Origin of the sequence: Planococcus donghaensis MPA1U2 (assembly GCF_000189395.1) — a bacterium.
GTDB classification, from domain to species: domain Bacteria; phylum Bacillota; class Bacilli; order Bacillales_A; family Planococcaceae; genus Planococcus; species Planococcus donghaensis_B.
Window position 1 is genome coordinate 58932 of sequence record NZ_AEPB01000027.1, and the last position, 15875, is coordinate 74806.

General features: G+C 39.1%; 16 protein-coding genes. 12 read left to right on the forward strand and 4 right to left on the reverse strand.

Annotation, left to right across the window (positions count from 1 at the left end):
* The first annotated feature begins 160 nt into the window (after positions 1–160).
* From GPDM_RS07385 to GPDM_RS07430, 10 genes are all read left to right on the forward strand, one after another.
* Complete coding sequence (locus GPDM_RS07385) at positions 161–643, forward strand: RrF2 family transcriptional regulator (protein ID WP_008430308.1); 483 nt, start codon at positions 161–163, stop codon at positions 641–643.
* 18 nt (positions 644–661) lie between these two features.
* Complete coding sequence (locus GPDM_RS07390; protein ID WP_008430309.1) at positions 662–880, forward strand: DUF896 domain-containing protein; 219 nt, start codon at positions 662–664, stop codon at positions 878–880.
* A 35-nt stretch (positions 881–915) separates the two neighbouring features.
* Complete coding sequence (hslO, locus tag GPDM_RS07395) at positions 916–1794, forward strand: Hsp33 family molecular chaperone HslO (protein WP_008430310.1); 879 nt, start codon at positions 916–918, stop codon at positions 1792–1794.
* 147 nt (positions 1795–1941) lie between these two features.
* Positions 1942–2544, forward strand: a complete 603-nt coding sequence (locus GPDM_RS07400; RefSeq protein ID WP_008430311.1) for an alpha/beta hydrolase — start codon at positions 1942–1944, stop codon at positions 2542–2544.
* A gap of 113 nt (positions 2545–2657) precedes the next feature.
* Positions 2658–3623: a glutaminase A gene (glsA, locus tag GPDM_RS07405; protein ID WP_008430312.1), complete on the forward strand. Its 966-nt coding sequence runs from the start codon at positions 2658–2660 to the stop codon at positions 3621–3623.
* A gap of 121 nt (positions 3624–3744) precedes the next feature.
* A complete protein-coding gene (locus tag GPDM_RS07410) occupies positions 3745–5793 on the forward strand; it encodes a catalase (protein ID WP_008430313.1) in 2049 nt (682 codons plus the stop codon).
* A gap of 105 nt (positions 5794–5898) precedes the next feature.
* The gene (locus GPDM_RS07415) at positions 5899–6996 is read left to right on the forward strand and encodes a YsnF/AvaK domain-containing protein (protein WP_008430314.1); all 1098 of its coding nucleotides are present in this window, start codon (positions 5899–5901) and stop codon (positions 6994–6996) included.
* A gap of 94 nt (positions 6997–7090) precedes the next feature.
* Complete coding sequence (locus GPDM_RS07420; protein WP_008430315.1) at positions 7091–7291, forward strand: YwbE family protein; 201 nt, start codon at positions 7091–7093, stop codon at positions 7289–7291.
* Positions 7292–7419: 128 nt separating this feature from the next.
* Positions 7420–9546 carry an ATP-dependent helicase gene (locus tag GPDM_RS07425; RefSeq protein WP_008430317.1) on the forward strand — a complete coding sequence of 709 codons (2127 nt, stop codon included), beginning with the start codon at positions 7420–7422 and terminating at the stop codon, positions 9544–9546.
* Positions 9547–9598: 52 nt separating this feature from the next.
* Complete coding sequence (locus tag GPDM_RS07430) at positions 9599–10864, forward strand: MDR family MFS transporter (RefSeq protein ID WP_039863105.1); 1266 nt, start codon at positions 9599–9601, stop codon at positions 10862–10864.
* A 136-nt stretch (positions 10865–11000) separates the two neighbouring features.
* On the opposite strand, the gene GPDM_RS07435 is transcribed toward GPDM_RS07430, so the two are convergent.
* Positions 11001–11648, reverse strand: coding sequence for a hypothetical protein (locus GPDM_RS07435; protein WP_008430321.1), 648 nt, complete (start codon positions 11646–11648; stop codon positions 11001–11003).
* 170 nt (positions 11649–11818) lie between these two features.
* A complete protein-coding gene (locus GPDM_RS07440) occupies positions 11819–12130 on the reverse strand; it encodes a DUF3243 domain-containing protein (RefSeq protein ID WP_008430323.1) in 312 nt (103 codons plus the stop codon).
* Positions 12131–12294: 164 nt separating this feature from the next.
* On the opposite strand from GPDM_RS07440, the gene GPDM_RS07445 reads away from it, so the two are divergent.
* Complete coding sequence (locus GPDM_RS07445; RefSeq protein ID WP_008430324.1) at positions 12295–13119, forward strand: VLRF1 family aeRF1-type release factor; 825 nt, start codon at positions 12295–12297, stop codon at positions 13117–13119.
* Between the two features lie 30 nt (positions 13120–13149).
* Here GPDM_RS07445 and GPDM_RS07450 read toward each other — a convergent pair whose 3' ends face one another.
* Entirely contained in the window at positions 13150–13830 is a 681-nt protein-coding gene (locus GPDM_RS07450; RefSeq protein ID WP_008430326.1) for a hypothetical protein, read from the reverse strand.
* Between the two features lie 108 nt (positions 13831–13938).
* Between GPDM_RS07450 and GPDM_RS07455 the strand changes: the two genes are divergently transcribed.
* Positions 13939–14301, forward strand: coding sequence for a VOC family protein (locus GPDM_RS07455; protein ID WP_008430327.1), 363 nt, complete (start codon positions 13939–13941; stop codon positions 14299–14301).
* 75 nt (positions 14302–14376) lie between these two features.
* Here the strand turns inward: GPDM_RS07455 and hmpA are convergent, their stop codons facing one another.
* Positions 14377–15558, reverse strand: a complete 1182-nt coding sequence (gene hmpA, locus GPDM_RS07460) for an NO-inducible flavohemoprotein (protein ID WP_008430329.1) — start codon at positions 15556–15558, stop codon at positions 14377–14379.
* Positions 15559–15875 lie beyond the last annotated feature (317 nt).

A 15875-nucleotide genomic window follows, 5' to 3' on the forward strand; every position in this document is an offset into this window, starting at 1 on the left:
CATTTTCAATAGACTTTGTCACAGTCTGAAAGCCATCCGTCATTGGATGGCTTTTTCTTTTCTTCGACCCTGTAAGCAAAAGTATTTACTTTTAATTCGAGATGGTATATTGTAGATAACAAGGATAGTTATTGTCCGTAATTGAAAGAGGGTGATTTGGGTGCATATGAAACCAGGTGTAGAGCAATCGGTATATGCAGTATTGTTATTGAATATGCTTCCGGAGAAAGCAGTTCTTCCAGGTGAAGCTATTAGTCAGCAGTTAGGAACTTCTCCTACCTATTTTCAAAAACTATTAAGAAAACTGGTCAGTGCAGGCTTGATCACATCTGTACCAGGAGTCAAAGGCGGATTTAAACTTAACAAGAAACCAGAAGACATTAATGTATTTGATATATATGTGGCCATTGAAGGGCAGCAATCGCTTTATTCTCCGAGCGGAGTATTGAGTGATTTGTTAGAGCTCGAAGAACCAGAACGTTGCTGTCTACTAACAGAGTTAATGGTAGAAGCTGAAAGCGCATGGCGTTCTCGCATGGAGCAAGAAACAATTGAGTCTCTTTCACGAAAGATGAAAGAACAGCGATTTCAAAAGAAAGCGACCGAATTGGCCGATTGGCTAGAACATAAACTAGTAACTTAACGGAAAAGAGGAATTATGATGATAGATATTTTACCGCGCATTAATCAATTGGCACAAAAAGCACGTCAAGAAGGACTAACAAATGCTGAAACAGTAGAACGCCAAGTGTTACGCGAAGATTATTTACGCGCAATTCGTGGGCAAGTAGAATCAACTGTTACAAGCATGAAAGTTATTGACCCTCTTGGGGATGATGTTACACCGGACAAAGTACGTATGAAAAAACAAGTAATTTAAGCATAGGAAGCTCACGTAGAGAAAGGAAGAACGATATGAACGATTATTTAGTAAGAGCTTTAGCTTATGATGGACAAGTGCGTGCTTACGCTGCACGGACAACAGAAACAGTTGGAGAAGCACAGCGACGCCATTATACATGGCCAACCGCTTCTGCAGCATTAGGCCGATCAATGACAGCTAGCGTCATGTTAGGCGCTATGATGAAAGGCGAAGAAAAATTAACCATCCGTATAAATGGCGGTGGTCCTATCGGGACTATTTTAGTGGATGCAAATGCGAAAGGCGAAGTTCGAGGATATGTAAGCAATCCATTAACTCACTTTGATTTAAATGAGCAAGGCAAATTAGATGTTAAAAGAGCAGTTGGGACAGAAGGAACTTTAGCGGTTTCAAAAGACATTGGATTGCTTCAACCGTTTGTTGGACAAGTTCCTATAGTCTCCGGTGAATTAGGTGAAGATTTTACACACTACATTACGACGTCGGAACAAATTCCGTCTTCTGTAGGCGTAGGTGTTATTGTAAACCCGGATAATACGATTCAAGCTTCGGGTGGATTTATTATTCAATTATTGCCAGGTACGGAAGAACGGATTATTGAAGATATTGAAGCTCGTTTAAAAGTGATTCCGACCATTTCGAATATGGTGCGTCAAGGTTTGACGCCCGAAGACATTTTAAATGAAGTATTGGGTTCTGGAAATGTGAAAGTATTGGATGAAATGCCTGTTAAGTTCCAATGCCAATGTTCAAGAGATCGTATCTCGAATGCAATCCAAGGGCTTGGATCAGCTGAAATCGAAGACATGATTGTTACTGACGGCAAAGCAGAAGCACAATGCCATTTCTGTAATGAAAACTACGTGTTCTCAAAAGAAAATTTACAAGATATGTTGAAAACAGAAGTATAATCATCGAAAAAGACCATGGCACCTTCGCCATGGCCTTTTTTTGATCCACTAGATAAGTATGGAATTATTGCCTTTAATTCGAGATAAGTTTATGAGAAGGTAAATAGGGAATGACACAAGAAACGAGATTTGGGGGTATACGACAACATGAAACATCTTTTTCAAAAAGGAACAAATCCAGCAAAACCTACTCTTCTTATGCTGCACGGAACAGGTGGAAACGAAACAGATTTGTTAGCGATTGCTTCTCATATTGACTCTGAGGCTTCGGTACTAAGTGTGCGTGGAAACGTATCAGAAAATGGCATGCCACGCTTTTTCAAGCGGTTATCAGAAGGTGTTTTTGATATGGAAGATTTAAAATTCCGTACAGAAGAGCTGTATGATTATATTGGAGAAGCTGCAAAAGAATATGATTTTGACCGTAATAATGTCATCGCTATTGGTTATTCAAATGGTGCGAACATTGCTGCTAATTTGTTGTTCACGTATTCAAATGCTTTAAAGGGCGCAATTTTGCATCATCCAATGGTTCCGAATCGTGACACCAATTTACCGGACTTAACAAATATTCCAGTATTTATTGCCGCTGGTACCAACGATCCGATATGCCCTGCGGAAGAATCAACCGACTTGGAAGAACTATTAACAGGAGCTGGTGCAAAAGTTCAATTGCATTGGGAAGATTTTGGGCATCAACTAACGATGCCTGAAGTAGAAGCAGCAAAAGAGTGGTATGACAAGCTTTAAAAAAGAACCTTCCTTAAGTAATTGGGGAAGGTTTTATTGATTTGTCTACAAGCTTTTGACAAAGATAGCTCGTTTCATTCATGATTAAGAAAAGAAAACTTAGGAGGGGTGTCATGCAAACTAATCCGCGGATTCAAGAACAATTAGAAGCTTGGGTGGAAGGAAATAGAGGCCATGCTATATTAGGGACTACTGCTCAATATATACCTGCTTTAGGAAAAGAAGATCCAAGTCAGCTAGGAATTTGTATGGTCGATGATAACGGAAATTATTATTGTGCAGGGGAGACAGATAAAGAATTTACGTTACAAAGTATTTCAAAAGCTTTGACATTTATTGCGTTGAGTTGTAATTACGGTTTGGATTTTGTATTAGAGCGTGTTGATGTAGAGCCAACAGGTGAAGCGTTCAATTCAATTGTGCCATTTGAAATTCACCGCCCCAACAAACCATTTAACCCCTTTATCAATGCTGGAGCTATAACCATTTCAGCATTGCTACCTGGACAAACAAGCCAAAAAAAATATGAATTTCTTTTGCATTTCCTAGAAAGTTTAGTTGGACATCCGCTTGAAATGGATAAAGAAGTATACGATTCTGAATGGGCATCTTCACACCGTAACCGGGCTTTAGCTTATTACTTGAAGGAAGCTAAGTTCTTAGAGATTGAAGTAGAAGAAGCGCTTGATATTTATATTCGGCAATGTGCCATCAAAGTAAGTACAAAAGATTTAGCATTAATTGGTTTGATCATTGCGTATGATGGATATAATCCAATCACGAAAGTTAAACATTTCTCAGACGAAATTGCCCAAGTGGCAAAAGTATTAATGGTAACTTGTGGCATGTATAACTCTTCAGGTAACTTTGCAGCGCATGTTGGAATTCCCGCAAAAAGTGGCGTGTCTGGTGGAATCATGGCAGCAGTTCCTCCAAAGCTCCATTCGCAAACATACGAGTTTCGTGCAGGAGCAGGTATCGGTGTTTATGGTCCTGCAATTGACGTACAAGGAAATAGTGCAGCAGGCACGATGATGTTAAGACAAATTTCGAAAGAATGGGATTTAAGTATCTTTTAATGTGACCCCGTAGACTTTAATTAGTCTACGGGAATTTTTTTTGGAAAATATAAAGAAAGGTGTTTTTTAAAAGAAGACAGGGTAATAAGAGAATGAATAGAAAAGAAGAAGGAGTGGCAAAATGGCAAAAGAACCTAAAGTGAATGAAAACAGCAAAGACGAACAGTTGCAACAGTATCGTGTAGATGATTCAGGTAAAAGTTTGACTACCAATCAAGGACTGAAAATGGCTGAAGACGAGTTTTCATTAAAAGCTGGTGAACGCGGCCCTACTTTGATGGAGGATTTTCATTTTCGGGAAAAAATGACACATTTTGACCACGAACGAATTCCAGAACGTGTTGTTCATGCGAGAGGATATGCCGCACATGGTGTATTCGAGGCTTATGACTCGTTGGAGCATTTAACAAAAGCCAATTTTTTATCGGAAAAAGGCAAAAAGACACCAGTGTTTGTCCGTTTTTCAACTGTGGCTGGATCCAAAGGATCTGCAGAAACAGTAAGGGATGTTCGCGGATTTTCCACTAAATTTTATACAGAAGAAGGGAATTATGATTTGGTTGGTAATAATATGCCGGTGTTCTTTATTCAGGATGCTATCAAGTTTCCGGATTTTGTCCATGCAGTAAAGCCAGAGCCACACAACGAAATGCCTCAGGCTGCCAGTGCCCATGATACCTTATGGGATTTTGTCATCAATAATCAGGAAACTGCACATATGATGATGTGGCTGATGTCTGATCGCGCGATTCCACGCAGTTTTCGAATGATGGATGGATTTGGTGTACATGCTTTCCGTTTCGTAAATGCCGAAGGTAAATCTCATTTTGTGAAATTCAACTGGAAATCGACACTTGGTACACATTCACTTGTCTGGGACGAAGCACAAAAGATTGCCGGTAAAGATGCTGACTTTAATCGCCGAGATTTATACGAATCTATCGAACAAGGAGATTTCCCGGAATGGGAACTCGGCGTTCAAATTGTTGCTGAGGAAGACGAACATAAATTTGATTTTGACTTATTAGATGCGACCAAATTATGGCCACAAGAAGAAATTCCAATTCAAATCGTTGGTAAAATGACATTAAATCGTAATGTCGACAATGTTTTTGCTGAAACAGAGCAAGTGGCATTCCATCCGGGGCATGTCGTGCCTGGAATCGATTTTTCAAACGATCCATTGCTCCAAGGACGTTTATTTTCTTATACAGACACCCAATTATTGCGTTTAAACGGACCTAACTTCCATGAGTTGCCAATAAACCGACCTGTATGTCCGTTCCATAACAATCAGCGAGACGGATTTGGTCGTCAAACAATCAATAAAGGACGCGTCTCTTACCAAAAAAGTTCGTTTACCAATAGCACTCCAGCTCCTGTAAGTGAAGCGGAAGGTGGTTATGCACATTACCAAGAAAAAATGGAAGGTCGTAAAGTTCGTGCTCGTAGTGAAAGCTTTAAAGACCATTTTTCACAAGCGACAATGTTTTGGAACAGCATGACCAAACCAGAGCGAGACCATATTATCGAGGCATTTAGCTTTGAACTTGGAAAATGCCAAGAAATGTGGATTCGTGAAGGTGCTGTTGAAATGTTTGCCAATGTGAACTTGGAAATGGCACAGGCTGTTGCTAAAAACATTGGCGTGACACCACCAACGAGTGGCGGTTCTGATGTGACAAAAACTTCGCCTGCATTAAGCATGGAAAACACTGTTAAATCTGCAGCGACTCGTAAAGTGGGTGTATTAGTGGACCATGGTTTCAACGATGCAGAAGTGATGAAAGTTCTTGAAGAGTTAGAAGGTAAGGGTGTAAATTACGAAGTTGTCAGCGAAACACAAGGGACATTAAAAGGTTCAGGCAGTAAAGAATTGGAAGTCGATCATACATTTACGACGACCGACCCTGTGCTTTACGATGCGATTTATGCAGTAGGTGGACCCGATGTAAGTAAGAAATTTGCTAAAGAAGCTGCTCGTTATGTCGGAGAAGCATTTGATCATTACAAGCCAATCGGTGCTACTCATGATGGACAGAAATGGCTACAAACAGCTGGCATTAAAGAACAACCGGGGGTTGTGGCAACAGAAAATGCCTCAGATTTTGCAAGCCTATTTATTGAAGCCATCGCCGCACATCGACATTGGAACCGAACAGTCGAATAAAGTTTATAAAATTCATGTCCATTCCGAGCAGGTTTAAGAAAATATGCATTGGGTATTTTCTAGAATAAGTAACCATATAAAAAACAAAAAATGGAGGAATAGGAAATGACTAACAATAAATTTATGGGCACGTTCGATACGGAAACAGAAGTGTTAAGCAAAATCGAAGAGCTAAAAGCACAAGGTTCGCGTGAAGATGATATGTATGTCATGTCACGAGATGAAGACCAAATCTCAATGTTACGAGGACGAACAGACGTAGATTATAAATCAGCTGAAGGAAATTGGATGGACAAATTTATGGGCTTCTTATCAGGAGATGATTCAACACGTGAAGCATTTTCAGGAATGGGAGTAGACAAAGACGAAGCCGATCGCTATTACAATGAAGTGCAAAACGGGAAAATTTTATTGTTTGTCGATCGTGAATACGGTGCGAACTACGAAGGCAAAGCGCCTTATGATAACACTTCGACAAGCACAGAAGCAGGCACAATGGGTGCGTCTGGTTTAACGGGTGCAGGCTTAGGTAAAAGCCATATGGACAATGAAGCTGTAGGCAGAGATGGCTTGACAGTAGATACGAATGATGAAAACGATGTTTACTATAATACAAAAAATGATACGTTCAGTCGAGATACTACTGAATCAACAAATGCTAGAAACGAGTCAGGAACAGGATTTGGCCTTGACTCTGATCGGACAGAAGACAACTTTACAGATACAAACCGTTTTGAAAATAAAGATAGCGACCATCACACCGAAGAAGAGAAAGTGCAATTACATGAAGAACGCTTAAGCGTTGACAAAGAACGTGTACAAACGGGTGAAGTTAATGTTGGAAAACACGTTGTCGAAGAAAACCAAACAATGGAAGTACCAGTAGAACGTGAAGAAGTTTATATTGAACGTCGCCCAGTAAACGAAGAAACAGTTGATAATTCTTTTGATAAAGAATCTACGTTAACAGGAGATGCTTATCAAGAAGGTGAAAATATTCATATTCCCGTATCAGAAGAACATGTAGAAGTTACGAAAAAAGATGTAGTAGCTGAAGAAATTGTCGTTGGAAAACGTAAAGTACAAGATACAGAAACAATCAATGAGACGGTTCGTCATGAGGAAGCAGATATCGACGATGAAACCAATGTCACAGATAACAAATTGAACCGTGAAAACCAGACAGATCGTGATCGCTTCTAATATAAAGTAATGTGAAAGACGGGGATGCCTCCCCGTCTTTTTGTCGGTCTTGAAAGAATAGCGTATAGTAGAAGAAAGCTAGGAGGGATTAAGCATGGACGGCAAAAAGAGAAGTGACGTGAAACCTGGTATTGAAGTAAATGTGATTTTGAAGCAAGATCAACGTTCGGGTAAGAAAACACAAGGGGTTGTAAAAGATCTGCTGACAAACTCAGCCACTCATCCGCATGGCATTAAAGTGCGTTTAGAAGATGGACAAGTGGGACGAGTTTGTGAAATTCTTTCTCAAAAGTAAGTTCGAGACTAAAAGTTAGCAAGATGAATAACAATCAGTAAAGACAAATTCACTAAAACCGGACCCGTAAGAAGGGTCCGGTTTTGTGTTAATATAGAAGTATTGAAAAAATGAAGGAGTCTCTTATTATGAGCCAATTCTTTGAGCGAAAAAAACAGGAACTTGGAGTTCAATTAAATAAAATTCAACGAAAAGCGGTTGAGCGTACAGAAGGTCCACTATTACTACTCGCATGCCCTGGATCTGGGAAAACAACCACGATGATTATGAGAATTGGGTATTTAATCGAGGAAAAAGGGGTCTCGCCGTCACGCATCAAAGCGATTACGTTCAGTAAAGCTTCAGCTAACGATATGCTAGAGCGTTACAAGCGCTTTTTTCCTTTACTCCAACCAATTGATTTTTCGACGATTCATAGTCTAGCTTTTCAAATCACTCGCGATTATTTTTCGGGCTCACGCTATATCATGATTGAAGGCAATGAAGCAAATGGTCTTCATAAGAAAAAGTTGCTTCGGGAAATGTACCGTACGGAAAACGATGAGCCAATTACAGATGATCAATTAGAAGAGTTGATTTCTTTTATTAGTTACGTAAAGAATAAGATGTTGCCTAGAAAGCAATGGGCCAAACTAAAAGAGCCTTTTCCTGGTGCGATTGAAATATTGAAAACTTATGAAGCTTTTAAAGAAAACTATGACGTAAGGTTAGTGGACTTTGACGATATGCTATCACTCGCTTACGAAGCATTAGATAAAGATAAAGGTTTATTAGCGAAATACCAAGGACGCTGGGATTATGTCATGACAGATGAAAGTCAAGACACCTCCCAGATTCAGCATGCCATTGTGGAAAAATTAGTCGCACGCCATAAAAACTTGTGTGTTGTGGCTGATGATGATCAATCAATTTATACGTGGAGAGCAGCAGAGCCGACGTATTTACTGAAGTTTAGAACCGTGTATCCAGATGCCTATATTATGAAAATGGAACGCAATTATCGTTCCTCTCAGAACATTGTTCATACTGCAAATGCGTTTATTAAAACCAATAAAAAGCGTCATGACAAAAACATGTTCACGAAACAAGGAGAAGGCGATCCGATTGTCTTGAAACGTTTAAGTTCAGAAGACGCGCAATTTAAATACGTATTAAAAGAACTCAAAGAGTTGTCAGAGTACGGCGATGTGGCTATTTTGTATCGCAATAATTCATCTTCGACTTTGTTAATGAGTGAGCTTGAACGTTTAGGCATACCGTTTTATATGAAGGATTCGGATAATCGCTTTTTTTCACATTGGATTGTAGAAGACATGCTGAACTTTATGCGTTTTAGCTTAAAGCCAGAACGCATTGACATATATTCGAAAATCGCTTCTAAAACCAATGCATATTGGTCAAGTAGTCAATTGAAAATGCTCAGTCGAATGAACCCGACAGGCGAGCATGCTTTTGATGACATTAATTTGACGATTACGTTAAAAGAGTATCAACTAAAAATTTTAGCTGAGCAAAAAAAATGGTTTGATGCATTAAATGGCATGAAACCATTAAAAGTGATCCGAACCATTCGCGGAGAAATGGGATACGACCAAATGCTTGCTAGTCGTGCTGAAAAATTTGGTATGAAAATGACATACTTGGCACAAATCCTGACGACATTAGAACAAATCGCAGAACCGCTCGACTCAATGACGGCGTTTGCTAAGCGCCTTAAACAATTAGAGCAAGTAACGCAACAAGCCAAAAAAGAAAAAACGGACGATATGCTGACCTTATCTACTTTTCACAGCTCAAAAGGCTTAGAATTTGAACGAGTGTATATGATTGATTTGGTAGAAGGCGTTATTCCAACTGAAGAAGATGCAGAAACACCTGATTTATTAGAAGAAGCACGTCGCTTATTTTATGTGGGCATGACAAGAGCAAAAACGCATTTAGAGCTCATTAGTCATGGCAATGAATCACGTTTTGTCGGGGAAGTGCGGAAGTTGATTGTTCCGGAAAAAAGACTTGCTACAACACAAAATAGCGTCGCCAAAACGCCTATTAAAGTTAAAGTCCCGGATAACCCAAATGCGATTCAAACCGAAGAGGCTTTGCGTGAAGGTGTTCACGTTCGTCACCGCGTTTTTGGGGCAGGCAAAATTGTTGAACGAGACAAAGATCGGATTTCCATTCAATTTGCAAAAGAAAGAAAAGATTTAATGATTGATATTTGCATAAGCTATAAATTATTAGAAATGATTGAGTAGCGCCTCTGTGAAAGGGCAGATGTGACATAGAGAAGAACGCGGGGTACTAGAAATGAGATTTAAGGACTGGGATCGAAGTTTAAAGGTTCGTTTAATAGGCGAATTTTTCATGAATACAAGTTATTGGATGGTGTTCCCGTTTTTAGCGATTTATTTTGCTGAAGAGTTCGGCAAAGGAACTGCAGGACTTTTACTCGTAATTTCACAAGTTTTTTCAGTAGCAGCAAACTTGGTCGGTGGGTATTGCGCAGACCGGTTTGGTCGGAAGCGCATGTTGGTTGTAGCATCTATTGCACAAGGATTTTCGTTTTTACTGTTTGCCTTTGCAAATTCACCGTGGATGCAATCTCCTGAACTAGGATTTGTCGCATTTACACTTGCGGGAATGTGCGGCTCATTATATTGGCCAGCCAGTCAGGCGATGATTGCAGATGTCGTACCAGAAAAATACCGTAGCGATGTGTTTGCAATTTTTTACACCACGTTGAACATTGCAGTGGTGGTAGGTCCACTTTTCGGTGCGGTACTTTTCTTTTCATACCGATTTGAATTATTGCTTGTCGTGACGGTCATTTCGATGTTGCTTGGCTTAGTGTTGAAATTATTAACAAAAGAAACATTATCGCAAGCAATGGTAGACAGATGGCAATCACAAACCGCGATAGGTTGGGTTGGTGCTATTTCAAAACAGTTTAAAGAATATGGCTTAATCTTTCAAGATCGTCTGTTCTTGCTGTTCATCATCGCTGGAATTTTAGGTGCTCAAACCTTTATGCAATTAGATTTGTTAATCCCAATTTACTTGAAAGAAACGATTGATAGTCAAACCGTCGCAACGCTATTTGATAGAGAGTGGCTTGTAACAGGTGAAACGTCTTTTGGACTTTTGCTTGCTGAAAATGGATTGTTCGTAGCATTATTAACTGTAGTTGTGACGAGGTGGATGACAAAGTTTCCGGAGAAATGGGTTTTCTTTGCTTCAGCTGCTTTCTACGGACTAGCGATGTGGTTATTCCCATTAACTTCATGGTTTTGGATATTTGTTGTAGCAATGGCGATTTTCACATTTGGAGAATTGATGGTTGTAGGTTTACAGCAAAGCTTCATATCGAAACTGGCGCCTGAAGATATGCGCGGTCAATATTTTGCGGCTGCAAGTATGCGTTATACAATTGGTCGCATGATTGCGCCAATTTCCATTCCAATGACTGCTTGGTTTGGTTTTTCATGGACGTTTGGCATACTCGGTATCCTGGCAATAGCGAGCGGATTTGTATATCTATTAATGTTTAAGTTATACGAAAAAAGGCCTTCCTAATAAGAAAGGTCTTTTAGTTTATCGATAAAAATATTTTCTAGACAGAATGAATGAGGTGCTCGCGTAGAATTGGCGAACAATGTTAATGTTACGTGTCAGTTGGTTAAAAACTACGTTGTGATCTTGAAAGTTTGCATCAATAAGCAGTTTCGGGTGGTTCGCATATTATGTAGCAAGAATTTTTAAAGCGTTTGCTATCACTCGAAACAAAATACCAATGGTCATTGATTTTCCGGTAGGTATAAGAAGTGTCCAACTCGGACATGGTTGGATATGTACCTGTAGAAGAATAGACAAAGCCTTCCGTTAAGCCGATAAAGTCTAGAAAGCGTGGCGTAGCTGTTTGGAAAAAAATGAAATGCTTTTCTTCTGAATACATGCGCGCGTCAATAAAGGAATCTCTATTGGCTAATGTATATTCTGGAGGTGTGTAATAAAAAGCAAATCCTGAATGAGTCGGGTCTTCTTTCTGGATTTCTCCGGCCAATAGCTGATCGATTATTTCATTGCGTTCGTCTTGAAACACATAATAGTTTAATTCGACTTCAAATACATGGAATGCAAGATTCACTAGGCCGATACCGACCACTAAAATGATTATAGGGGCGAAGATTTTTTTGAAGACACCGACAATCGACCACGCCAGTATGCCAAAAACAGCTAAGAAAATAAACCGTGGAAGTTGGTAATGCTGCAAGGCCGGGATGTTGATAAAATCAATTGATTGATGAACTATTACCAACAACACGCCGACAATCGACCCAAACAGAAGTTGCCTTTTCATTTTTACACGCTCCTTCGTTAAGTGAATAATTACTGCAATTGTTATCGTCTTTATTGTATAGGAATTTTTACCGAATAGAGTTAATTACGGTATTTTTCGAAGACCCATTTCTAGCAAAAAAAAAAAGAGGTTGCGGAATGAATTCATTCTACAACCTCTTTTGCTTTAATTTAGTTTTGGTCTTTAGCTAATTTCACTAGCATATGCGCTAACATATGTTGTTGGTCTTTATCGCCAACCTGCCATAAACGCTGTAGCAAGTATTCTTCACTATTTTTAGGATCTTCTTTTTTCGCAAGGTAAGATGCTACTTTTTCAGCTAATTGCGCCATACGCTCTTCGCTTAATCCCATCTTTTCGCCTAATTCTACTTTTTCACTTAAGTAATTAATGAACACGGAGAAATCTGCTAAAATCTGTTCTTTTTTCTGCTCGTCTGTATTCGATAATTTTTCTTCAACTTGTTTATTGATGTTTTCCATTTGTTCGCCAACTCCCTTGTCTTTTTTCTGTACAAGGTATATTTACCACTGATTCTAGGATTTAAACATCGGTTTTACAATAAAAGGTTCGGAAAATTCGTTTAAATTAACTCCTTAAGGGTAATCAGGTAGTGATGATGGAATACAAAGAGGAGGACAATTAAATGACCTTATACGACAAAATTCAGGAATTGAAAAGTTTTGAATGTCCAGACCGTTGCGTGTTAAGTGTATATTTGAATACTAATCCAGCTGACTTGAATGCCCAAAATGGGGCATGGAAGATCCATCTTAAAAATGGTTTAAAACGATTAGACGAATATTTAAAAGCTTCAAATAATGAAGAAGAAATAAAAGCATACGGAAATTTAAGAAAAAAAGTAGAAAAAGAAATTTTAGACAATCAAAATGAACTTCAAAAAGGTGTCGTAATTTTTGCCTCAGAACACAATGATTTGTGGTCTGTACATTACGTACAAGTTCCAGTGAAAACGAGTTTCCATTGGGAAAATAAGCCGGAATTAGAAGAGCTTCGCTATATGTATAAAGCTTATCCATATGCAGGAATTGTTTTACCTGGCTTTAAAGGAATTCGTGTCATAGACACATCTATGGGAATTATTAACGAAGAATTCTTTTATGAATTTGATTCTGGTCTAGAAGTTTGGACAGAACAAAAAGGCGCACGCAGTTCAGGTCGAGTAGGTGTTGGTGCAGGTAGCACAGTCACGGGTGGTGGTGGAGGTAGTCCCTCTGATGAACTAGACCACCGACTGAAAGAAAACTTAGAGCGTTTCTATAAAGACATGGGCAGTAAAATGGAGAAGTTGAAAAAAGAACGCAAATGGGAAGAGATTCATGTGGTTGGAGAAGCAGATCACGCTAAGTCATTTGCGAAAACACTTCATGAGAAACCTAAAAGCTGCGTGTACAAAAACTTAATGAACAACGATCCGGGCAAAATTTTACACGAAGTATTTGAAGTATAAACAAACACCTCAGCAAAATGCTGAGGTGTTTTAATTTGGATTTGGACAAAACGTACAAGTCGCAAAAGCGGGCATTTCTTTATATAGACAACAAGTTTTTCGTAGCGGTTTTGAAACAGCTTGTTGTAGCGAAGTATTTCCAAGCAATCTAGCTAGATAAGAGGTTTTAATAGGTTCCCAGTTTTCATGCTGCAGCAGCCACTCTAAATCTTCTGCAACGAGTCGGGGATTTCGAGGCTCTAAACTAGCATAATACCACAACACAGACCCTAAAATATTTTCCCAACAAGTAATGGACGAAATTTTAATGATTTTTTTAAACTCATTTAACAATTCATCAGTTTGTTTATAAAGAATATCATGAAATGCTTGGTGTCGTTTATCCGGCGTGACAAGTTTAAATGTTGCGGACTTTACATGCGTTTGCAATAGGGGCAATCCGTAATTATGAACACGGTCAAATTGTAATTCGCACCAATCTACATCAAAATAACCATTTTGTTGATGGAGTAAACTAAATTGAGCCGTTACATAGAGCGCATATTGCCGGAAAAAATAAGACACTGCGACACCCGCGTTATCGGTGTCACACCAAACCTTTAATTCTTCTATCATGATAGGAATATCTCGACTAAGTGCATGGTGGGGGATGCGGTCGACTACTACAGATTGCGCACTTAATCCATATTTGGCGTGTTGAGGAAATGTCATTACGGTTCACCTCTTGTTAAATATGCTACGGTAAATGCGAGAGCTTTGCAAAGCGAGAGTTGAAATTTCTTTAAACGCATGGCTAAACTGAAGAAAAGGAGTGAGATTATGACGTTTTCTATTTTACATATTGATCATGTGCAAGTAGCAGCACCTGCAGGACAAGAAGAAGTGGCAAGTGCGTTTTACGCGGATGTTTTAGGAATGAAACCAATCGAAAAACCCGAAGCGTTAAAGATAAGAGGAGGGGCCTGGTTTGGATTTGGCAATCAGCAATTGCATGTAGGAGTTGAAGAACCTTTCTCACCAGCCAAAAAAGCGCATCTGGCATTTCGCGTGGCGGGTTACGAGGAAATGAAAACGCATTTACGAGCGAACAATATCGAAATAACAGAAGATGATAGTATTCAAGGCGTTGAACGTTTTTTTGTTTTCGACCCGTTTGGGAATCGTCTAGAGTTTTTAAAATAAATAAAAACGCTCTGCTTTTTTGCAGAGCGATTTTTATGAACAAAAAACTGCCCAAATGGACAGCTTTTGAAGAACTTATACAGTTTGAAGTGCTACAGCTGGACCAAAGAATTCAAAATGAATTTGTTCTTCTTTCATGCCAAGTATGCGTAACTCTTTGATCATTGCTTCCATAAAAGGAACAGGACCACATACATAAACATCACCTGTAGTATCGACGTATTTTTCTAATACATTGCGAGTGATATAGCCTTCAGGCTGATCCGAGTAAAGTGTTTTATAGCTTGCATTTTCCATAGAGTCAATGTGCTTTTGAATAGCTTTATCAAAAGCATGCATTGATTCATTACGCGCAGCGTGAAGAAAGGCAGTTGGGCGTTCGGGTGTTGATGTTGCGACTGTTTCAAACATACTCATCATTGGTGTAATGCCAACACCTCCACTGACAAATGCTACGGGTGTATTTTTTGTAGTATCAAGAACAAATTCACCAGCAGGAGCACTAACTTCAAAACGATCGCCCACGTTCATATCATCATGCAAGTAAACAGAGACGCGTCCGTTCGGGTCATTATCTGCATCACGTTTAACGGAAATGCGGAATTCATCTTCGCGTGCTGCTTGAGACAGGCTGTATTGGCGATTAAACAAATACTTTTCACCGGGAATGGCCAAGCGAACAGAAATGTATTGACCAGGTTTGTAAGAAGGAACGTTTTTGCCATCTACTGGTTTTAAGTAGAAAGAAGTGATGTTTTCACTTTCTTTTTCTTTGCGGATAATGGTGAATTCCTTAAAGACACTCCAACCATTTTCTTGAGTTTCCATATTTGTATATATGTCTTTTTCAACACCGATAAAGGCATCAGCAATGACGCCATAAGCTTGTTCCCAAGCATTCATAATGTCCTCAGTCGCTGCATCACCCAATACTTCTTTGATTGCTTTTAATAAGAAGTCGCCAACAATCGGATAATGTTCTGGTTTGACGCCTAAGCTCACATGCTTATTTGCGATTTGAACAACTGCTGGGAGAATGGCTTCTAGGTTGTCGATGTGAACCGCTGCAGCATAAACCGTATTTGCCAAGGCTGCTTGTTGACGACCCTTTTTTTGATTTGCGTGATTAAATATATTTAAAAGTTCTGGGTGCGCTTCAAACAGGTTTTTGTAAAACACAGTTGTAATCGCTTCTCCGTGCTGTTCTAATACCGGTACTGTGGATTTAATGATTGTTCTTGTTTCAACTGATAACATAGTCAATCTCTCCTTTTGTTTTCTATAAATTGACTATACGCCTTTAATCTCTTTAAAGATATATTTAAAATACACCTTTAAATTTTCGACACATTTAACTTCACAAAGGTGTCACAACCATTAAAGTAGATCATTTTTTCCAGTAAATGGTGATACTGTCGACTTTCTTCTGAATACTGTCCAAATCGATGAAATACTGTCCAAATGACCACAAATACTGTCCGAATCAACAAAATACTGTCCAAACGCAAAAAAAGCCCACAAATGCTGAGCGACTCACTTAACTATTCGTGATTTATACTTAAATCCACTACAGC